Raw genomic sequence first — 22632 nt, forward strand, 5'->3', positions numbered from 1 at the left:
AAGGAGGTAATATTTTCAGTAGCCTCGATTGAACTGTTTGGAAGTTAATTTCTGATATAATAGAATCATCTGACTTTAATAGGAGCATGAATTCTACTATTTGGCATGTCTAGCAATGGCAGTTATTTTCCCCAAGAAATATTATCAACACAAGAGCTTTGCAAGATTTGGAGGCACACAGCATGGATTACGTAGAAATTGGTCAGGTGATTTCCGGATTTCGGGAACGGATGACCAAGCTGGCACTTTTTGACCCGCTCTTTGAGCTTCAGAGAAAGCGGCAAACGGATCGACAAAACAAACCGATTGATTTTATGGAACTTGGGCTGCTCTCGCTGCTTTATTTTTTTGAGCAGAAGTTGATGCGAAACAACAAGGCAGGTGTCAAAGACTTAGCTGAGTTTCTTCAAAAGGTGACAGGGATTTTCGTTGATATGGACGACGCCGGATTCGAGGATCTGGCTAGGCAGATCACACAAGTGTTTCGCCCGACGACAGGGAAGAAACGGGATTTTACGTTTATGAACTGGGAATCTGGGGTGACGGAGCATATTTACATATCGATTCTGAAAGCGAATGCCTTCGATTTAAGAACGAATACGCAGTACTACACGCTCGACGAGGATGGGTTGGAGCTTATTTTTGCGACCAAAGAATTTTACACTGAATTTCAATTGTCGATTCATCAGTTGGTATTGCGCAAACAGTTGGAGAAGGGCGAGTTCGAAGGCGCTTTGCGGCAAATTAACGAAATGCGGATTGACGTGGAAGCACTGCAGGAACGGATGATTAAGCTTGAGCATGAGTTGAAAAGAAACATTGTGTCGGAGGAAACGTTTGGTCGTTATAAAAGTCTGTTAGAAGATATTTATTTGCGATTGCAAATGGAGAATGAGGAGTTTGAAGAATTACGACAATTCGTCAAAGAGACCAAGGATCGCGTTCAAGCACAGACCGTTAGACAGGCAGATCAACGCCCTTATGAGTTAATTTTGCGGATATCCAATGAGTTGGAGAAAGTGCATGGCGAGCATTCTGTTCTTTTTCACCAGAGTATGGTGTTAAAATCGCATGCCTTAGGCGCTGCGCAAGAATCCTTATATTATACGGGACTGGACTCCTTTAATTGGGATCAGGATATTGCTTCTCTAATCTTTAGTACGCCGCTGCCTTTGGAGACGATGAAAGGTGTCATTGCCCCGTTCCTACCTGTGCAAGAGACGAAAATGTGGTCATTGTTGACTGTTTGGTCTGAGCAAAATTTGCTGGAAGACAGCACTGGACAGGAGCGGGATGATACGTTTCTGGAAATTGGCGGAGACAGTGACGAATATCGGTACCAGACGATGCAGAAAAAGTTGTATAAGCATCTGATGGAGCTCCTTCTTCACGTGATGGAAGAGCAGGGGCAAGTTGAAGTGAAACTTTTCATCGAACAGTTCGAAAACCATGAAAATGCAAGTTTACTAGGCGAGAGAGCCTTCTATGATTTTTGGATTTATCTGCATCAGAGAAGCCCTTTACGGGCAGTGGATTTGGATACGCAGCAGAATGATGAGCAGGGAACGTTGCTGGAAGACATGTACGCACTTCTCGGTAATCGTTGTCTGGCCGTTATTGAACAACAGGACATCATTCAGGTAAATGACAGGTTTAGCATACAGAATATGTTGATTTCGTGGGGAGAACAGGATGACAATCGGACTTGAAAATGGAACAGTAATGAAAGCTTTTCGGATCTACACGTTGCTCGCGCGTGATAACGAAGTGGGGAAAGAATGGGTGCAAGCCTACATGGCGGATGACGCGGTACGTGGACTTGTGGATCAATTTGCGCGAGAAGTGGATTGCGTAACGATTATTGCCGGCGAACAGCTGTATATGATTCCGGAGACAAGGCTATCGCCTTTTCATATGAATAATGAAGTGATTAAACGCACTTATCTGCGGACGAACGCGGTGAATGCGGATCTTTATCTGATGTATGTCAGTATTATTGTGTTGATTGGCGCCTTCTATGATAGTTATCAAACGATGGAGCCTACGAGAAGTTTTATCGGGATTGAAGAGTGGACAGAGCTTGTGAATGAGCGAATTGCCTTATTAAAGACTCATCCAGAAGCGGAATTAAAAGAGATGGAGAAGGAATTCTCCTATAACTGGTCAGCCTTGATCGAAAAATGGGGTGCCATGGACGATATCAAGGAGACGGCCGTGAGGCAAAGCGGGAATACGATCAGCCGGGTCAGTTTTATGGATTCTGTCCGCAAGTTTCTCGTGGCGCAAGAACTGGTAATCGATATTGGCAATCAAGAAATTACGTTGACCGAAAAGGCGAAAGTGGTTGTGCAGCGTTATTTTATGGAACTAGAGTATAACCGCGGTATTTTGGAGTTTTTGTATCAAAGCCATGCGTTTGAGGGGGAGGGAAGCGAACATGCCAGCGATCTCTAGAATTCGGTTTACCAATGTCGTCTACGAAGATGGAAATAAGCGTTACAACGACGAATTGTTTCATTTCGATGGGCATAACGGCGCGATCCTGTTGGAAAATGGGGGAGGCAAGACGGTTTTCATCCAGTCGGCCATTCAAGCCATTCTGCCGCACGAGGAGCTGGCTGGACGTAAAATTAAAGATACATTAAGCCTTGAAAATGGGCCTGCACATATCGCGATTGAGTGGATTCTATGCGAACGGCCTCGAAGATATGTCGTGACCTGCATCAGCTTGTTTTTGACAGCAACAGGAATTGATTCGTATCGGTATGTATATGACTATCCGGTGCTGGATCCCGACGCGATTGATCGAATTCCTTTTGTGAAGGGGAGTGCGGGCCATATTCGAGCAGCGGATAAAGGCGAAATTCATGATTACTACCACGGGATGACGGTAAAAAGAATGAATGCGAAGATGCCATCCACGATGAAAGAATATAAGAATATACTGGAAAATGATTACCATATCATCGCCTCAGAGTGGGAACGGATTGCGAAGATCAATAGCTCAGAGGGCGGGGTAGAGAGCTTTTTTGATGAATGCAAAACGACTGGACAGTTGTTTGATCGTTTGTTGATTCCGACAGTAGAAGACGCCATGGCTGGCTATGAACAAGGCGAGTTTGCGAATAATTTTGAAATGCATAGGGACAGCTTCAAAAAGTATAAAGAGTTAAAAGAAAAGATCGAAGAAAACAAAAAAATCCTCGTGGAATTGGACCAGTATGTGCTGCGCTATGCCACAATGGATACGAAGCAAGTAGCGTATGCAGCTGCGCAAGCTGAAACGAAAGCCTATTGGCTGCTTGTCAATGAGCAGAAAAATGAGGAATCCGCTAAGCTCTCGGGGTGGCATCAGCAAATGGCGGTATGCGACCAACAGTTGAGAGTATTGGCTCAAAAGAAGGACTCGCTGCATATTGCAAAGGAAAAGCAGGAGCAGTCTGTTTTGGAAACGAAGCTCAAATTGGTCGAGGACGACGTTGAGTTCAAAGAAAAACTTGTACGGGGTGCGAAAGAGGGCTACTATTCGTTGCGTTTGGCCGATTACAGGCAGCAGTGGACCTCTGCCGAGGAGCGCATGAACTATGTGCAGCGCGAACTTGAACATTTCGGTCATACCCAAGAAGAGGATGCTCTGCGGAACGCGTGGATCGAGAATGGCGGTCAAATTCGCAGTATCTACAGCAAGATGGAGCAGGAGTGGCAGGTTGAAGAAGTGAAGCTCAGTCAGGAAGTAGCTGCTCATGCGAATAGGTTGAGCCTAGAGGAAACGATTCTGAATGAGCTTTCAAGTGAACTAGAAGCCTTGAACAAGCAACTCATTGCGCATAGATCGATTGTGCAAGCCCGGGAGAAAGATAAAGAAGAGCTGAGAGAGAATGTTCTGGCCAATCCGGCTGTGGAGAGCATGGAAGGCAGCATGGCAGACTGGATTGAGCGTTATCAGAAGTTGGATGAGAGCAATGTGCTGTTGGTGCAGATGAATAAGGATTTGGCATTCGGTAAAAAGGAAAGCGAGAGTCAACTAGCAGGCGTTAGTGAAAGCCTCAAGATCGCCTACGTCGAACGTGCCAGTGCAGAGCAAAATCTAGAAGCATTTAAAAAAGCGCATCAATCCATACTTGAAGACATTGCTTCTTACAGGTCTTCATGGGGGAGGCTTTCCTCCGTGTATGAGAAGCAAAGTTCGATAGAAGAGCGGCTTAGCGAGGTTACGGAAAAGCTGCTGCTGGAGAAGGAAGCTTACTTGTTGAAAGAACGTCTCGCATTCCGCTATATTGATGATTACAACGGCCAACCTACATTTTTTGCGGATCTCTACGTACAAGGCTTGGTGGAAAAATGGAGAAATCAGTTCTCCTTATTGGAGACAGGTATTCAATATTTACAGAGTTTAGAGTTAACCGAACGAGCAATGACTCACCCCCTCTGGTCTGTAACGTTGATTACAACTGAAGATGAGGTTGGGGGAGTAGTTAGCAAACTGAGGCAGTATGCAGAGGATATGCAGTTCCCGATCCAAGTGATCTCTTCTCAGGAAGCGGCTCGTCTGGCGAATAGTGAAACACCGATAGTGGTGGAAGATAGGGCGTGGGTTGAACCGCAGCATTGGCGTGATAATGCGGAGGATGCGGAATTCGTCATTTGGAAGCAAACGATCTCCTTGAAAGGAGAAGAAGTTCGAACAGCGCGTAAAGAAAAGGAAAGCGAGCTGCAGCGCGCTTCAGATCTTCAAGCTGCTTTTAGTCGATTCCTAGTGGTATACCCGCTCGAGGTCGTACAAGAAATGGAACGGTGTGTAGGGATTACACGTGAAGCTGTGCGTGAGCTAGAGGGTCAAGAGGATATCATTAAGAAATCCATACGGCTAGTAGAGCAGACGATGCTACAGCATAATGCGGTTTTGGATGAGCAAAAGGAAGAAATGGTTCAGCTTCAAGGTTGGATTGAAAAAGGGCGGAAATACGCCGAGTTGGGCAAAGAAATCGTTACGTTGAACAGTGCCATCGACCAGCTTGCCCAGCTCTCTGACGATCAGCAAAATAAGCTGGAGGGCAGGCGGCGCTCGATGGAGCAAGCAAAGCTGCAGAGTGAATCCGTGAAGAGCAGATTGAATGTTTTAAAAACAGAGAAAGCGAGTCTTCAAGGTCAAGAACTGTATATGGAATTAAGAGATGTGCAGCCCATTGCAGCAAAGCAAAGCATGGATTGGTTGAAAACAGAAAGAAAAGATTTGCATCTCAAGCTCAATCATATCTCCCAAGGTCGCCAGCAACTCGAAGCGGAGTTAAAGCATGCTCAGGCTAGTAGAACAACGTTGGAACGTGAGATGAACAAGCTTCGCTTGGAACAAGCGGACTTGAATTTGAACGAGGATCTCGCCTTCTCTGTGACGGGTGAAGATCAGATGTCGCAGCTATTGTCAGAACTCAAAGAATACGAATTAAGATTGAAGCGGGATAAGGAAGAATTTGCTCGCGTCGACAAGCAATTTAATGAACTGACTGCAAGAATTAAGTTACTGGTTGAGCAGTATAGTGGTTCACATGAGGGTGAACAGCCACTGACCTTTACGGAGTCGCTGAGCGCTGTGGATGTTCACGTTCAAAGTGAGGATACTCGTCTACAGCGGATGAGATCTGGCTTACAGCAGCAGTCTACGCATATTCAGGCGCAATTAAGTAAAATCGGTGACGTGATCGATTACTTAAATCAATATAAAATTTTACACGGGTTTGAAAATCCACTCGTTCAAGCCGCTTTTATGACTCAGGAACAGAAAGTGGATTTCCTGAATGACCGTATGAAAACGGTGCGGAAATCTGTGGCGTCGCTAACCGCCTGGATGAAAGAACTAGAAACAGAAGAGTCGACGGTGAAAAAGGCTAGACTGCATTTTATTGATTTTTGCCGGAAACAAATCAAGGACGTCAAGATGAGAGATATGGCCGAGCAAGGCGTCGAGAAAAAGGACAACTATCAGGAGCTGACGCAATTTCAGCACAAAATGCACAGCCGTATTGAACGCGTCAACCATGTTGCGGAAGAGACGATGCGCACGCACAATCAACAGCTCGAACAGTATATCATTCATGTGCACAGCCATGTGAAGCTGATCGCGTCTGAACTTCGAGATATTCCGAATAAAACGAGAGTTAAAGTCGATGACCAGTGGAAGCATATTTTCTCCTTTCTCATTCCTGAGTGGGATGAACTGGAGGCGAAGGATCATCTGCGCAAGCATCTGGAATGGGTTTTGACCGAACTAGAAAAAGGACATTACCGCGATGATAACGATCAAGAAGTGAAATCAACGGTTCGCAAGGAACTTGAAAAATGGCTGGATACCAAGCAGCTTCTGCAGATTGTTCTGCAAGAAAAAGTGATGAAAGTCTCCTGCCGTAAAGTAACCAATGAGAATAATGTGACGAAAGCCTCGTTCTCATGGGAACAGTCTAATAATTGGTCTGGTGGGGAAAAATGGAGCAAAAATATGACGTTATTCTTAGGACTACTCAACTATGTCGCGGAGAAACGGCAGCATATTCAAGCGAACATGAAGCGACATCGCACTGTGATCCTCGATAATCCCTTCGGGAAGGCATCGAGTGACCATGTGTTGAGTCCAGTATTTTTTATTGCGGAGCAGCTTGGGTTTCAGATTATCGCACTAACTGCGCATGCGGAAGGCAAATTCCTCAAAGATTATTTCCCAGTCGTCTTTAGCTGTAGGCTGAGACAGGCAGCGAATGGAAGCAAGCTGGTCATGACCAAGGAGAAGGAAATTAATCAAGCTTATTTCCGTGATCATGCGCCGATTTCGCTGGAAAGATTAGGGGACGTGAAGCAGATGGAATTGTTTATTTAGGAGGGCTTTACTTCCTGAAGTAAGCGAGAGTATCTGCTGTATTACGTACCTTCCTCGTGTAACGGACTCATTTCATTACAAAAAGTCTGCTTAATCTCCTGTAGCTACGCTTCGGAGAGCATGCAGACTTTTTTAGTTATTTCAAAGATGGAAGGAAATGTTATACTAGTTCCAAAGAGGTTTCTAGCGGGTGAAATACGCTAACGACAAGGAGAGAGAAATATGAGCACATCGGTTCTGGCTTATATAGCGGATAATTACGGAGTTACGACGGAGTCCCATCCGGACCCGATTCTCACAATGGCAGGGCAGCTTCTTTTAACGGAGGAAGGGATGCAAGAGTTCCTAATTGCTTACTCGCCGCTGATGAAAGCGCTGGAACCTGCTGCTGCTGGTGCCTATTTGATCAGCCGTCTTGGGAGTCTGAATGCGGCGATGCAATATATGGTTACACATGATGAATTATTTGATTTGTCTCCGGAGCTGTGGGAGCTGCAATTGTATCGAAGTGAGAAGGGCTTCATTGAATTCCGTATTGTGCTCCAAGAACTAAAGGAGCTTAACGGTCCACAGTGCGGACTTCGAAATGAATGGCGCGAAGAACACCTATCCCGTTGGTATGCTGGGACTATCCGGCCAATTGTCGAAGCGATCGCCGTCGCCTCAGATATGGACATTCATCATTTGTGGAAAATCGTACCGATGCGCCTTCGGTTTATTTTTGGACAATGGAAAGAAGCGAATACATCAGAAGAATGGCAAGCTCGTTATGAGGAGGACCATCTATTCGTTACGAAAGAGTTGAAAGGTGAAGTATTCGGCCAACTTCGGAATCCCTTGTATACCAAGGTTGTGACTGTGGATTACCCTGGGTATCCTGGCGAGCTCGACACGAAAATTAAACTGAAGACAGCCTGTTGCATGTACTACCGAACGGAAGGCGGATACTATTGCTATACGTGTCCCCGTATGAAACCACAAGAGCGCGAGGAGCGCAAAGAACAATTACGAGTTCAATTTGCCGAATCAGCCGCTGCCAAGATTGTTGCGAAATAATGCACTTATACGCGTGTATCGTAATAATTACAAAAGTTTTACGAAAGTCTGCCACTAATCTCCCGAGGATGCGCTATGGAGATTAGGCAGGGCTTTTTAGTTGCTTTTACTGGATTATTATACTTAATTAGCCCGTTACAAATAAATAACCATTGGTAAATCATTTATTAAACAGTCATCTCCTTTCAGTGTGAAATCGGGTGGCCTTTTTATGCTCATTTTCCTGTTGGTTTTTTTCTGTATTATGCATACAATAAGGGAAAGCACTTATTTGATGCAGCAGGGTGATGAACTTTTTGAAAAATTGGCTAACTAGTAATGTGAAATCGACATGGATTTTCAGCATTCTCGTACTTACTACGATAGCTTGCGGAGTATTAGGCTACTTCGGGCTGCTCCGAGACAGTGATGGAGGATTTACCTTACATACGCATTCGACCTTTCAACCTGATGTGGTTGTCATGGGAACAGAACTAGAAGGCATGTATCTAGCTCAAAAGGCGAAGAAGGAAGGTCTTGACGTATTAATCCTCGAAACGAAAGAGCGACTAGGCGGACAACTCATTCAGGGAGAGATGCTCTATCTCGATGGAACCTATGATGATGAAGGCACTCTGCTTATGCAAGGTGGTATGAAGGAGCTATTCCAACAGTACACACAAGGAAGTATCCGCACGAAAACGGATTTTGCCCATTATTTTCACAAGCTTATTGAAGGTATCCCCGTTGAGAAAAACATCGTGCTTGAAGACTTGAAAGTGACAGGTAATAAGGTTATTTCTCTCGCCTACCAAGACGGTGATGGGAAAAAGCGAATGGTGAAGCCTTCTTATCTTGTTGATAATTCGGATGACGCTGCTTTGATTCGTAAGCTTGATGTACAGCCGCTACCTGGGTTGGAAGCGCTTTATGGGAGCAAAGAACGCGAATATATGAGTGGCACATACATGATGAAATTTAAGGGAGTCGATTGGGACAAGTTTCAAACTCAGTTTTGGAAAATGACGAAGATCGAGCGTGCTCATACATTCGGACCTGAAAGCTACGTGAATTCACACATCGCATATGGGTTTCCGCCAATCGTATCGGCCTATGAATTGCACAACAAGAACGAACTTAATCTCCGAGGATTGAACATTCTTAATCAAGGTAACGGGGAAATTATTATTAACGCGCTTCAGGTATACGGCATCGATCCAAGCAGGGAGGAAACGGTCGAACGAGGGATGAAGCTCGCCAAAGAAGAAATGCCTTTCATACGCGATCATCTTCGCAAACATATGGCTGGCTTCGAGAAGTTGGAACTAAGTGGAGAGCCGAATGATCTGTACGTTCGTGAGTTCAACCATTATCCAACGGAATATGTGCTGCAGGCATCGGATTTAATGAGTGGACGGATGTTCTGGGATAACGTGAGTGTCGGCGGGTATTTCATGGATATTCAAGGGTCACGCTCGAATCGGGAGGGTTTGGCAATTGGGCGTCCGGATAAATATGGGATGCCTCTACGAAGTTATTTGCTTCATGATTATGACAACGTTGTCACCGCTGGGAAGCTGGTTGGTGCAACCGCTGTGGCTTACGGAAGCGCAAGAATTCAGCCGAACGGGGCAATGGCTGGGGAGTCGATTGGCGTATTGATGGCTCAGATGCAGGGAAGAAGCCTGAAATCGACGACTCCAGAGGAGATCGCTCGTCTTCATAAGCGAATGGAGCAGACTTATCAGATCAAGTTGCATAACCAGGTAGCAAAGAATAAAATTGCTCATCTCTCAGAAGGGGAGCGGGCAGAGCTGGACAATGGAAGGATTACATTGCTGAAAGGCAATAAAATCGCGCATCATTTACCTTTTATCCGAATTAGATTTGAAGGTCAAGCTATCACTTACGACGGGATCAAGCCCATTGTCATTGGAGGCGTCCCTTGGGTGCCACTCAGTCAAACGTTCGAGAAGCTAGGCCAAGGCGATGCTACATATGATGAAGAAAATAGAAGCATTCAATACACGTTTATGGGAAGGAATGGAACAATTTCTTCGGCAGACGTGCAAGTGCTGAACAATTTCGTGCTCGTAAGCTGGGGGAAACTTGCGGAAGAACTAGGCTACCATTGGGATTGGAATGAGTCTCGTGACGAGGTAATTGTGAGGCGTTTATGAGCGTGTTTGAAAGTCTGCCTGAGCATAAGCTCAAGCAGGCTTTTTTTGTTTCGGCCTAAGCCCACACCATCGCCCACCACAAGTAATAGTCTACTCTATATGGTGATTGGGAGTGTGACAGATGAATAGATACGGAACGAGTAAGCGACTGGTCAAAATCAAAAGAAAAGCTAGCTTGCACGTGGCAAAACCAATCCAACAACGCGTGTATGCCATTCGTAAAGTCGCTACGGTTATGTTGCCTTTCTATCGTAAGTTGGCGAGCAGCCGTTCGTTCTCCATCCAATGGGCGAAGGCCGTGCGGGAGGCCGATATTGCGCGCATGAATAAGCTGCTGCGCTCCGTTATCGGTTCAGAGCCACTTTCGGCATTGGCGTCGAATGGCGTGGGGTGGTTCGTCGATTTTCCGCTGCCGAAACCACTGCTTGTGATTACGAATGGAACGACGATTCGTCCAGGCCAAGTGCAGTTCACGTTCAGTTCCGCGATAAATCGTGCGATCGCAAAGGCGGTCCTTCCTCTTTATCGGGAAATTATTTGCAATCGGAGTTACGCGGCACTGATCGTGAAGGCAATCAATACGCAGAATGAGACCTTGTTAAATCATCTGATACGAAGTACAGTAACGAGTCGGAGACTGGTATCTGTTCAGATTGATTTCTCTGGTTTTTTTCTCGGATTCAAATATCCAAGTAGCAAATACGTGTATTTAAATGAGGTTTTTCGTGAGTATGTTATGTAAAAGGTTAGGTATAAACATAAATTTCTAGGTGGACCACTAATCAATTGGGGGCATTTCGTAGTATAATGTTCCTATTGATTATTGGAGGCACACACATGACATTGATTAAACATTTACAAGCACCAGATGAATTTACAGGTTTCTATTTAATTAAAGAGCTGGAAGTCAAACAGACGAATACAACACCTGCCAAAGATTTCATGGATATTGTACTCTGTGATGCGAGTGGACAAGTATCTGCCAAAATGTGGGACGTTAGCGCTGCGGATAAAGAGACCTTCTTCCCAATGACCTTAGTGAAGGTACAGGGACTTGTTCAATTGTACCGCGAACGCTTGCAAGTGAAGGTAGGGAAGATTCGCAAAGCACTGCCGGAAGATGGTGTGCAAATCACTGATTTTATTCGTTCCGCACCGATCAGTCCAGCTGATCTGATTCATACGATTAATGGCGTGTTGTCGAGTATTACGAATCCAACGATTCAGTCTATCGTTTCGTTTTGTGTGGCGAAGGTCGGGGATAAGCTGGACCATTATCCAGCGGCTAAGACGCATCACCATGCGTATTTTGCAGGGCTTGCCTATCATATCGTTCGTATGCTGGAGCTTGGTGAGTTTATTTGCAAACAGCGGCCATTTCTCAATGCTGACTTGATTAAAGCTGGTATTATTCTTCATGATATCGCGAAGCCAGAAGAAATGATCGCACAGCTCGGCATCGTTTCCGACTATAGCGTGCAAGGGAAGCTGCTGGGTCACATCTCCATGGCATCCAACTGGATTACAGAGGCAGCTCTGCATCTTGGGCTAGATCTTCAATCCGATCTCGTTATTGGATTGCAACATATTGTCCTTTCTCACCACAACTTGCCAGAGTGGGGAAGTCCCGTACTACCGCAGCTACCGGAAGCAATCGCTCTCCATTACATCGACTCGATGGATGCGAAGCTGCAAATGGTCGAGGACACATTGCTCGTCACTCCGGAGTCCGAGTCATGGACGCCAATGATTCGCGGGTTAGAAAACAAAGCGATGTATCGCTTGAAGCTGTAGCATGGGGAAGCTGTTTCCAAGTGGAGGGATCTACTTGGAAACAGCTTTTTGTGTTTGGTGAAGGGCTTGTGCAAAGTGCTGCAACGCCACCTCCAATAGTGCCCGCACTTGTACCGAACCCGAACCTGAACCTGAACCTGAACCTGAACCTGAACCTGAACCTGAACCTGAACCTGAACCTGAACCTGAACCTGAACCTGAACCTGAACCTGAACCTGAACCTGAACCTGAACCCGAACCCGAACCCGAACCCAAACCCCAACCCCAACCCGAACCCGAACCCGAACCCGAACCTGAACCTCAATCCCAACCCCAACCCGAACCCGAACCCGAACCCCAATCCCAACCTCAATCCAATCCCAACCCTAGGTGCTCCACTGAAAGTAAATAGATGGATAATATGTAGTTAATTTCGTGTTATCCTTCGTTTTATTAGAAATAACTGTAAAAAGTACAGCTATTTTCAGCCAAAAGCGTCGAAATCAACAGAAGCGAGGGAATTAGATGTACTTTTTCCATCTAATCTATAAATTTCAACTTAAACTGACGAAATAGCTGGAGTTTTTCCAGTTAATTGGGTTTTAGAGGTTTTAGGGGGTTATAGGGGTTATAGAGGTTTAAGAGGTTTAAGAGGTTTTAGGGGTTTGGAAGGTTTTAGAAGTTTTAGAAGTTTGAGCGACAAAGAGGTCTTAAAGGACCCAATGATGCAACTTAACACCCAAACCTGCCACAATTCTCATATTCAGCAGCATTACTATCAAGCCTTCACCTCACCAACTAGCCTATATCCATAACCATCAACAGTACCGCACCCACAAGCTCCCTTATAGTAGCCAATATTTTCTCTTCTTTCTTCCTCGACTCAACATCTGGAAGTCATGCTAGTAGTTTTCCGGTTAATTGGGTTTGAGGGATCTAAGCCTTCTCGCCTGCCGAGTCGAAGGCAAACAACCTCATATAACTAGTCGCATCCGATAGTCCAAATCAAAGCTCCAAACCCGTTCCCTGTTTGAACCTTTTAATCACCATTTGGGTGTTCACGCGCACAACGCCGTTCAATTTGTAGATATTTTTATAGAGGAATGCCTCCAACGCAGCATCATCCTTCAATAAGGCATGCATATGCAGGGAGCTGGTTCCTGTCATTTGGTAGATCGACACCACATTCGGGTCGGCTGAAAGTGTGTTTCCAACTTCCTCCGCGTAGCGCGGCTCCACTTCCACTTCGAAGAAAGCACTAACCACCTTCCCTAACTTTGTTGCATTCAAGCGTATCGTAAAATTCTCGATAATTTCATTGTCGATTAGGTTTTCAACACGTTTTTGAATCGCGACACGCGATAGACTTAGAATCTCACCGATTTTCGCATAGGACATTCTACTGTTCTCGTGCAGCAATTTAATAATTTCTTGATCGACAGGGTCCAGATCATGCAAATCTAACATAAACCTCACTCCATTTCGTAGTCTGGAAATATATACAATTGCTCAGTATTCCTTACTCTTTTCATAATATGTCGCTAAAATCAACGAATTTGCAACGAATGTTAATCTAAAATTGCCAAATTTCTAAATAAACGAAACTATTTTTACGCTGTACATTTACACATGGTGTTGACCACATTACAAAGTCTGCATATAATCGTGTCAATTAATATAACACAAAATTATTAAAGTGAGTTAAATGTTAGACAATATAACGCGAGGAGCTGTCAAATGTCCAAAAAACTCATCTACAACGGAACCGTCCTGACGATGAATGCTACGAATCAAATGTTCAAGCCAGGCTATGTGTACATGGAACACGATGTCATCTGTGAAGTTGGCGAATGGAAGTCAGATGGCAGCTTAGATCATCTTCTCCAAGAGGCTTCATATCGGTACAACGCTGAGGGAAAAGTAGTGATCCCCGGCATCGTGAATGGCCATACACATCTGTTCCAAACGTTTATGCGTGGCGTATCGGACCACTCTCCCTTAGCCCAATGGCTGAAAGAGATTATTTGGCCGATGAGTCTCGCAATGGAGCCGGAGGATTTCTATCTGGCTGCACTGATCGGGTGTATTGAAAATCTGAAATCAGGGGCTACGTATATGATGGATCATCACTACATCCACACGTACCCAGAGAATGATGCGAGCGTGCTAAGGGCAATGGTCGATTCGGGGATTCGTGGACATTTGGCACGAGGAGGCTCCGACTTAGCTGGGGAAGTTCGCCTGCGAGAGACTGGTGAGCAGATTTTCAATGCTACTGATGCATTACTTGATCAGTGGGAAGGTGCAGCGAACGGTCGCATCCGAATAGCGCTAGGACCACTCAACTTATATGGTTGTTCCCGAGAGTACCTCGAACGAGCAGCTGTGTTCAGTCGAGATCGCAAGCTCATTTCTCATGTACATGTCGCAGAAACGAGTGAACAAATCGATACAACGATGGCGCGATATGGACTTAGAAATTTGGAGCTGCTTAACGAAGTAGGCTTACTCGGCGATCAGACGCAGGTTGTTCATGGTGTTTGGCTGGATGACGGGGAGCTCGAGCTAATTAAAGATAAACAAGCATCCGTTATCCATTGTCCCGTTTCGAATATGTATCTAGCTTCCGGAGTTGCTCGGGTGCCTGAGATGTTGCGGATGGGCATCAATGTAGCCCTGGGAACAGATGGCCCTGGCAGCAACAACTGCCAAGATAATCTCGAAGTATTGAAGTTTACTGCGTGCTTACACAAAGTGAATGAGTTGGATGCCACATTGCTGCCCCCAATGGATGTGCTGCGAATGGCAACGGTGAATGGCGCAAAGGCAGTAGGCCGAAGCCAAGATCTGGGCAGCCTAGAACCAGGAAAGAAAGCAGATCTAGTCACAGTAGATATGATGAAAGCCCATATTAGCCCCGTGCATCGCGCATCTTCGGCACTTGTCTATAACGCCAACGGGAATGACGTTGATTTGGTGATGGTAGGCGGGCAAGTCGTTGTGGAACATGGGAAGAGCACATGGATCGATGAGCAGGAAATTTTAAGGAGAGCACAAGCCAGAGTAGATGTACTTCGCAACAAGTTGGCGGGACAATATCCTATTTTTGCAAATCACATGTAGGTCCAATAAGAGGAGGATGGTTTTTATGGCATTACAACGACTACACGATCCCGTTCTAGAAAATGATTGGCATGCGGTATTCCTTGCGTCCGATCTGAAGGACCAGCCTGTGGGTGTCATTATTTTAGGAGAAAGAGTAGCGCTTTACCGCTCCAGTAGAGGCGTTCACGCCATGCAAGATCTATGCGTCCATCGCGGAGCCATGTTATCCAAAGGGTGGGTCAAGGATGATGTGCTGGTTTGTCCGTATCATGGCTGGCAGTACGACTCCTCTGGACAATGCGTTTGTATTCCTGCACAGCCTAAAGGGGAGAAAATTCCACTTCGGGCGAAAGCTGTTACGTATTCATGTGAAGAGAAATATGGCTTCATCTGGGTGTGTATCGGTGAAACAGCAGCTCCTATTCCACATTTTGAGGAGTTTGCGAATCCGGAGTACCACCCACTTCCTTGTGGACCGTATAAGGTTGCCGCAGCTGGAACACGTGTGATTGAAAATTTCACAGACTTCGCTCACTTAATGTTCGTGCATCAGGATTTACTAGGTCACCCAGACTATGCAGAGCTTCCTGATTTCCAGGTTGTGAAGGAAGAGGATCGCATCTATATCGAAAATATTCCGATTTTCCAGCCTGTTGCGCATTCCGGTTCAGATAAAAGCGAAGGCACCACTTATGTCTATAGGAAGGAAGTGTATCGGCCACTGTCTGCTAGGTTATCGAAGGCGGATCCAAGTAATGGTCAAACGTTATGGATTATGCTCACCGTACTGCCTGTAGCTGCTGAAGAATGCGTCGTCTTCATGATGGTTTCTCGTAACTACGCGTATGATGTTGATGATGCAAACTTCATTAAATTCCAAGACATCGTGTTTGAACAGGATGCTAGGGTCATTGAGACGCAGAAGCCTGAGCTGCTGCCTCTAGATCTTCAAGTCGAACTGAATCATAAAGTGGATCGCTTCTCAATTGCGTATCGCCGTTGGTTAAAAGAATTAGGTGTGGTAGTTGGGACGATATAGTTCGGAGCTTAATGTTCGGTTTTAATCAATAATATTCACTTTACAATAATCATATAGTTGGAAAAGTAATGAAAAGGCGTACTTTTATTGTGAAAAAATACAAAACGTCAGTCTATTCGTTGACGGAGACAAGCCGTGAAACGTATATTTGACTCAAGGTTAAACAAGATTTGTAGACATAGAAAACCAAATATGGAGGGGAAGTTAACCATGAAACGATTTCAACGTACACTGGCACTTGCAACGAAACGCCCAGGAGCTGTATCCCTAAGTTTAGTGATGATTTCTAGTTTGCTAGCCGCATGTGGAAGTTCCAGTACTCCCGTTTCCTCGTCAGCGCCAACAGCAGCACCAACGGCGGCGGCGGCTTCTCCTGCAGCATCAGCGGCACCAGCCGCCAAACCGATTGTTCCAGCAACGGTGGTGTTGAACTGGTTCGCCGAGCCTGAGCACGGTGGGAATTTCGCAGCACTATCGAAAGGGTATTACAAGGATGCAGGTTTCGATATGACCTTGATGCCAGGTGGTCCTTCCGTATCCTCGACACAGATCGTTGCTTCCGGTAAAGCCCAATTCGGCATGGCGAATGGTGATGACATTTTGGTAGCGAGACAAGAGGGAATACCTGTAGTAGCGATTGCAACCTCGATGCAGAAGAGTCCACAAGCCCTGTTTTATCATAAAGATTCCGGTGTGAAAGATTTCGGAGATTTAAATACGCACAAAGTGTACGTAGCATCAACGGCGAGCTTCTGGCAATTCATCAAAAACAAATACAAATTAACAAACGCACAAGAAATGAAATATACAGGACAGTTAGTGAATTTTGTGAGTGACAAAACGGCACTAACGCAAGGCTATGTGACCTCAGAGCCATTCACAATGGATCAACAAAAGATTGACTACGGTACGCTGCTCGTTGCCGATTCTGGTTATAAAATCTATGCTGGCGTATACTTCACAACGGAGAAAATGATTGCAGAGCATCCCGATCAAGTTAAGGCCTTCGTTGAAGCGACAGTGAAGGGCTGGGATTACTACAAAGATCATTCCGATGAGATTAATCCAGCCATTCAAACGAAGAACCCAGACATGGGCCTCGATATGATGAAGTACAGTGCAGCGAAAGAAATGGACTTTGTATTCGGTGGCGATGCAGCGACCAAAGGAACGGGCATTATGACCAAAGAGAGATGGGAAGAAGTGCAGAAGCAATTGGTTGAAGTTGGTGTTCTGAAGACGGCTGAGAATATTGATAAAGTGTTCACGACACAATTCTTGCCTAAGAAATAAACAATACGCAACATAAAACTTCAGGAGGTGGCGGCATTGGTTTCTAACAGCAACATCGATCTATGTAATGTCCGATTGCCATTATTAGATGAAAGGGAATTATTTTGTCTCTCGATTCGTGATGGAAGTTGGACGCATATTCGGAAACAAGAAGCGGATGCCGCTGCTTCCATTTCAACCATGCTCGAGTTATGGAAGCCTGATCAAAAGCTAGAAACGTCCAAAGTCATAACGCTTGATCTTCAGGGTAAAATGCTACTGCCAGGCTTTGTAGATTCGCATATGCATCTCGACAAAGCATTCTCGTTAACAACAGTTGAGAATATCAGCGGTACGTTGGAAGAGGCTGTTAGAAACTATTCAGCGGCATCGCCTACGTTCTCGAAAGACGAGATCAAAGCAAGAATGATGCGATCTGCGCTGCAGGCTCTGTCTTTTGGGACCACGCATATTCGCACTCATCTGGATTTCAATCTTCGCTTTTCACGTGACATCGCATTACGCACAATTGAAGCCGCACTGGAAGCCAAAGCAGCCTTAGCACCTTACATGACTTTGCAGCTTTTCCCAATGTGTCCCTACAATTTCATGTCTCTGGATAATGAAGCTATTGAGGAAGCCTTACGAATGGGTGTGGATGGCATCGGTGGTGCTCCCCATTTATCGTTAACACCGAAGGAAGATATTGATTTTATTTTCAAAATGGCAGAGAAATACGATGTACCGATTGATCTACACTGTGACGAAACTGATAATCCCCAGATGCGAACTGTTGAATATGTGGCAGCGCGCACGAAAGAAACAGGCTACGAGGGCAGAGTGACCGTTGATCACTTATGTGCACTAGCCTCGATGACTGATGAGGATGCAGGCGGCATCATTGACAAAATGGCAGAAGCCAAGCTTAAGGCAGTTTCCTTGCCTGCGGTTAACTTGTATTTGCAAGGCAGACATGATTCATTCCCTGTGAGAAGAGGCGTAACTCGCTTGAAGCAAATTCATGAGAGTGGTATTCCAATTGCGGTTGCGTCGGACAACATACATGATCCTTTTCACCCCTTCGGGCGAGGGGATTTACTTCAAATAGCACTGATCTCTTCCTATGCTGCGCATATGGGCAGACCCGCGGATCTTCGCACATTGCTGCGGATGATCACGGAAGCGCCTGCTAATGTTCTTGGACTTACGGCCTATGGGATCGCTGAAGGTCGTCCAGCCAACTTCGTTGTCGTCGATGGTCATTCAATTGAAGAGATATTTACCATGCTTCCTGAACGCAGATGGGTGTACAGCCAAGGACGCTTCGTCAGATCACCTGGCACGAAAGCTGGTTGGAACAACATTGCGTTAGCCAAGTTCTGGCAAGAGGCAAGTGAAGCTGTATCGTTCCAAAAGCCCGAATTCGCGAAAGGGTGAACCGTTAAGATGGCTAATCTGTTGGTCATTTATTACAGCGCTTTTGGTCACGTATATCAGATGGCGCAAGCCGTTGCAGATGGTGCCAGCCAATCTGGTGCGCATCCTGTAAGAATTGTACGTATACCGGAAATGGCTGCAGATGTAAACCGTGTGATCCAATCTGATAAAGACAGACGTCCTGCCATGGAAGAGAAAACATCTAACTCAACTACATTATCTAAGCAATTTCGTTTAACGGATCGTTATTCGAAGTATGAAGCTACACTAGCGTTGCAAAAAGAAATTCCAATCGCAACAAATGATGATCTGCGCTGGGCTGATGGCATCCTCTGGGGGTTCCCGACGTATTACGGCTCAATGCCGGCGCAAGTTAAATTGTTCCTTGAGATGGCTGGAGATCTTTGCATCGAGGGTGCCCTTGAGGGCAAACCGACCGGCATATTTAATAGTACAGCATCCATCCATACGGGGCATGAAGCAGCGATATTAACCGCAATGGTACCTTTATTTCATTTCGGTATGATCTTTGTAGGGTTGCCGTATTCGGAAAATCCAGAGTATTTAACCGCCGATGCGATTGGCTGCTCGCCTTATGGGGCATCCACTTTAGCGGGACCGGACAGTTCCCTTTCGCCAGATCCTAGGGAGTTGCTGATGGCAGCACGATTAGGTGAGCGAGTAGCGGACATTGCGGCGGCTATCAAGCAGTTTCAAATCAAGAAGAGCTAGGGTGCGTAACCCTTTAAATTCGAAAGTAGAAAGAACCCCTCTAGGAAGAGTTTGGTTCTTTTTTCGCAAATAGATGATCCATCTTACAGGAGGTGCTCAGCATGACATTCAATCGCTATCAAGGGAAAGCCTGGGATCAATGCTTCTTCCCAAGCCTTAGTAAACTTCAAGTAGCTGAGATTCCCAAGGAAAATGCTTTAATCGTGCTGCCAGTCGGGGCTGTTGAGCAACACGGTCCACATATGCCGGTGTTTACCGACACATTAATCTCTGAAGTGCTGTTGACAGAAGCTTTCGAGCAGCTTCCTGACCATTCGAACATATGGCTGCTTCCAGCGATACCCTACGGGAAGAGCACAGAGCATCTAGGTCATGCAGGTACGATCACCTTATCGGCAACAACGTTAATGGCTGTCGTGATGGATATTGCTAAAAGCCTTCGGCGTAGCGGCTTTCAAAAGCTCGTTCTCGTTAACTCGCATGGCGGGAATACCGATCTGTTGAACATGATGGGGAGGGAGATTCGCATCGAAACAGGTTTAGCTGTGTTTCGTTTAGATCCCGGTGGGCTCGGCGGCGCAGATGAATGGATAACACCGATAGAGAAACAGGCTGGCATTCATGCAGGTGATATGGAGACATCCATCGTCATGGCGGCGATGCCGCATTGGGTGGACATGGATGTGGCGCCAACGGAGTATCCGAATTACCCCGAATCTCGGTATCTGGCACTACGGAATCGTGCCTTCGCTTGGGTGATGGATGATCTTTCTCATACCGGCGTTTCTGGAGATGCAACAGCGGCAACAATGGCCAAAGGCAAGGCGATGACGGATAAGTATGGGACTTATATCGCAGAGGCACTGCTTGAATTTCAAGCTTTCGATATGCAATCCCTCAAAATCAGCAAGTAGATCTGGTAAGCCACTAACACGTATAGGAGATGACAAGCATGTCGAAACATTCTTCTCTAATAGATACAGCTAGCCCCCAAGCCGCAGGTTCTACTTTCGTGAGCATGACGAATCTTTCTAAGACTTATCCGAACGGAACGATTGCCTTGCAGGATGTCAATCTGACTATTCAAGAAGGTGAATTTTTATGCTTTGTAGGTCCATCGGGATGCGGGAAATCGACGATTTTTAAAATCATCACAGGCTTATCCAAACCGAGCAAAGGCTCGTTGGATGTCTTTGGAACAACACCGAAGGAAGCGCGCAAGCAAAGTGACATCGCTTTTGTGTTTCAAGATCATACGCTCTTACCCTGGTCGACGGTTGAAGCGAATGTGAAGCTGCCGCTGGAATTACGCGGAGTGGATAAGAAGACCCAACAACAAGAAGCGGAGCGAGTGCTCGAGCTTGTTGGATTGAAGGATTACATGAAAGTGCTGCCTAGGCAGCTTTCAGGTGGTATGAAAATGCGTGTATCCATCGCGCGAGCGCTCATTTCGAGGCCGAAGCTGCTGCTGATGGATGAGCCGTTCGGTGCATTGGACGAAATCACGCGTCAAACGCTGCAAATGGAGCTGCTTAATATTTGGCAGCAGGATAAATCAATGACCGTGTTGTTCGTAACACATAATGTGTTCGAATCGGTGTTCTTATCGACAAGTGTGGTTGTTATGACACCAAGGCCAGGTAAAATCTCAGCACGTATTGATATACCCGTTCCATTTCCAAGAGATGAATCGTACCGAACAACAACACAATTCAGCGATTTAGTGCGCATTGTGAATGACGCCTTGGACCATTAAGACGAGAGGGTGATGACAGCATGTCCACGGAAGCGGAAGTTACCTGGGTTCATGAGATCGAAGAGCAGCTAGGGAAAGAAATCGTATCCATCGATCAAGAAACAAGAGATAAGCTTTCTAAAGACTATTACTGGTATTCACCAGTCCTTAATCGTCAGCTGCAGGGGATCGCATCCGCTGATGTTGTGGTGTCACCCCGTAATGAAGATGAGGTATCGGATGTGTTGGCTTTTGGATATCGCCATGGCATTCCCGTAACGGTACGCGGTGCTGGGACTGGCAACTACGGTCAGGCCGTTCCCTTACAGAAAGGGATCGTTCTGGATCTTAGCCGCATGGATGAAATCCTAGAGATTGGACTGGGCTTTGCCCGCCTGCAATGCGGAGTTCGTCTAGGTGTGATTGATAAGAAAGCACGTGAAGTTGGGCAAGAAATTCGCATCTACCCTAGTACGTATGTGAAAGCGACGGTTGGAGGCTTCGTGAGCGGTGGTTCTGGTGGTATTGGTTCAATCATGCATGGCAATCTGTGGGATGGCAACGTCGACGAGGCTGTGATTTATACGATGGAGGAAATACCACAGCGCCTCGTTGTTACAGGTTCTGAATTGTTTAACTATATTCACAATTACGGGACTACGGGCATTTTAACTGAGGTTACCATTCCACTTTCACCGCGGACCGAATGGGCACAAGCAATTGCCCAATTCCCTACATTTGAGCAGGCGATGCAGTTTGGTGAGGCACTCGCTCGTGAAGAAGCGATTCCCAAACGTCTCATCGCACCGATGGAGTGGCCGATTCCTTCGTATTTTATACCATTTAGCAAAGTGATTATACCAGAAATGGCTGCTGTTATGTTGGAATTTGCGGAAGATGCATTGCGGTTAGTGGATGCACTTGCGAAGCAATTTGGCGGGAATATCGGTCATGTGATCGAGGCGAAAAACTACCGTAAAACCATAGGAGTATCCGACTTTACATGGAATCACACGACTTTGTGGGCAATGAAAACAGACGCGTCGATGACGTATCTGCAAGCGGGCTTTAAGACAGATAGCTACTTGGAGCAGATCAAGCAAATCAAATCCCAGTTTGGCGATGAAGTGTATCTGCATGTCGAGTGGGTGCGTAGTGGCGGGGCTGTGACGCCATCGGCACTTCCTGTTGTCAGGTTTACAACGGAAGAACGTCTATATGAAATCATCGACTTTTTCGAATCTGTTGGTGTCAAAATATTCGATCCCCATACCTGGGTGCTCGACCAAGGTGGTCGTGGCGAAGTAGGCAGTATGGAACGCAAGAAACGGGAGAATGATCCGAAGGGACTTCTCAATCCTGGCAAAATCATTTGTAAGTCATAAAGAAGGGGGATATGTGCTATGGCTGTCGATTCGAAGTATCTACAAATACTACCTGATGAAATATTTCCCGC

Annotated in this window: 17 protein-coding genes; 16 read left to right on the forward strand and 1 reads right to left on the reverse strand. The window is 45.9% G+C overall.

Annotated elements, in window-relative coordinates:
- Positions 1-182 precede the first annotated feature (182 nt).
- The 8 genes from HQN88_RS11495 to HQN88_RS11530 all read left to right on the forward strand — a co-directional run bounded on the left by HQN88_RS11495 (position 183) and on the right by HQN88_RS11530 (position 12287).
- Entirely contained in the window at positions 183-1709 is a 1527-nt protein-coding gene (locus HQN88_RS11495; protein WP_173111217.1) for a replicative DNA helicase, read from the forward strand.
- Positions 1693-2454: a DUF6063 family protein gene (locus HQN88_RS11500; protein ID WP_246320168.1), complete on the forward strand. Its 762-nt coding sequence runs from the start codon at positions 1693-1695 to the stop codon at positions 2452-2454. Before HQN88_RS11495 ends, HQN88_RS11500 begins: the two co-directional genes overlap by 17 nt.
- On the forward strand, positions 2438-6868 hold the full coding sequence (locus tag HQN88_RS11505; protein ID WP_173111220.1) for a coiled-coil domain-containing protein: 4431 nt from the start codon (positions 2438-2440) through the stop codon (positions 6866-6868). Before HQN88_RS11500 ends, HQN88_RS11505 begins: the two co-directional genes overlap by 17 nt.
- 222 nt (positions 6869-7090) lie before the next feature.
- Positions 7091-7924, forward strand: coding sequence for a (2Fe-2S)-binding protein (locus HQN88_RS11510; protein WP_173111223.1), 834 nt, complete (start codon positions 7091-7093; stop codon positions 7922-7924).
- 296 nt (positions 7925-8220) lie between these two features.
- Complete coding sequence (locus HQN88_RS11515) at positions 8221-10083, forward strand: FAD-dependent oxidoreductase (RefSeq protein ID WP_173111226.1); 1863 nt, start codon at positions 8221-8223, stop codon at positions 10081-10083.
- A 121-nt stretch (positions 10084-10204) separates the two neighbouring features.
- Complete coding sequence (locus tag HQN88_RS11520; RefSeq protein WP_173111229.1) at positions 10205-10825, forward strand: hypothetical protein; 621 nt, start codon at positions 10205-10207, stop codon at positions 10823-10825.
- Between the two features lie 95 nt (positions 10826-10920).
- On the forward strand, positions 10921-11877 hold the full coding sequence (locus HQN88_RS11525; RefSeq protein ID WP_173111232.1) for a 3'-5' exoribonuclease YhaM family protein: 957 nt from the start codon (positions 10921-10923) through the stop codon (positions 11875-11877).
- Complete coding sequence (locus tag HQN88_RS11530; RefSeq protein WP_173111235.1) at positions 11820-12287, forward strand: hypothetical protein; 468 nt, start codon at positions 11820-11822, stop codon at positions 12285-12287. The genes HQN88_RS11525 and HQN88_RS11530 overlap by 58 nt, the downstream gene beginning before the upstream one ends.
- A 574-nt stretch (positions 12288-12861) precedes the next feature.
- On the opposite strand, the gene HQN88_RS11535 is transcribed toward HQN88_RS11530, so the two are convergent.
- A complete protein-coding gene (locus HQN88_RS11535) occupies positions 12862-13323 on the reverse strand; it encodes an Lrp/AsnC family transcriptional regulator (protein WP_173111238.1) in 462 nt (153 codons plus the stop codon).
- A gap of 270 nt (positions 13324-13593) precedes the next feature.
- On the opposite strand from HQN88_RS11535, the gene HQN88_RS11540 reads away from it, so the two are divergent.
- The 8 genes from HQN88_RS11540 to HQN88_RS11575 all read left to right on the forward strand — a co-directional run bounded on the left by HQN88_RS11540 (position 13594) and on the right by HQN88_RS11575 (position 22561).
- The gene (locus tag HQN88_RS11540) at positions 13594-14979 is read left to right on the forward strand and encodes an amidohydrolase family protein (RefSeq protein ID WP_173111241.1); all 1386 of its coding nucleotides are present in this window, start codon (positions 13594-13596) and stop codon (positions 14977-14979) included.
- A gap of 25 nt (positions 14980-15004) precedes the next feature.
- Complete coding sequence (locus HQN88_RS11545) at positions 15005-16000, forward strand: aromatic ring-hydroxylating dioxygenase subunit alpha (protein ID WP_246320169.1); 996 nt, start codon at positions 15005-15007, stop codon at positions 15998-16000.
- A 210-nt stretch (positions 16001-16210) separates the two neighbouring features.
- The gene (locus HQN88_RS11550) at positions 16211-17293 is read left to right on the forward strand and encodes an ABC transporter substrate-binding protein (protein WP_173111247.1); all 1083 of its coding nucleotides are present in this window, start codon (positions 16211-16213) and stop codon (positions 17291-17293) included.
- A 36-nt stretch (positions 17294-17329) separates the two neighbouring features.
- Positions 17330-18709, forward strand: a complete 1380-nt coding sequence (locus HQN88_RS11555) for an amidohydrolase family protein (RefSeq protein WP_216855690.1) — start codon at positions 17330-17332, stop codon at positions 18707-18709.
- 9 nt (positions 18710-18718) lie between these two features.
- Positions 18719-19441: an NAD(P)H-dependent oxidoreductase gene (locus tag HQN88_RS11560; RefSeq protein ID WP_173111250.1), complete on the forward strand. Its 723-nt coding sequence runs from the start codon at positions 18719-18721 to the stop codon at positions 19439-19441.
- Positions 19442-19542: 101 nt separating this feature from the next.
- Positions 19543-20355: a creatininase family protein gene (locus HQN88_RS11565; RefSeq protein WP_173111253.1), complete on the forward strand. Its 813-nt coding sequence runs from the start codon at positions 19543-19545 to the stop codon at positions 20353-20355.
- 38 nt (positions 20356-20393) lie between these two features.
- Positions 20394-21197 carry an ABC transporter ATP-binding protein gene (locus HQN88_RS11570; protein ID WP_173111256.1) on the forward strand — a complete coding sequence of 268 codons (804 nt, stop codon included), beginning with the start codon at positions 20394-20396 and terminating at the stop codon, positions 21195-21197.
- A gap of 20 nt (positions 21198-21217) precedes the next feature.
- Positions 21218-22561 carry an FAD-binding oxidoreductase gene (locus HQN88_RS11575; RefSeq protein ID WP_173111259.1) on the forward strand — a complete coding sequence of 448 codons (1344 nt, stop codon included), beginning with the start codon at positions 21218-21220 and terminating at the stop codon, positions 22559-22561.
- Positions 22562-22632 lie beyond the last annotated feature (71 nt).

The organism is Paenibacillus qinlingensis (genome assembly GCF_013204845.1).
Classification (GTDB): Bacteria; Bacillota; Bacilli; order Paenibacillales; family NBRC-103111; genus Paenibacillus_E; species Paenibacillus_E qinlingensis.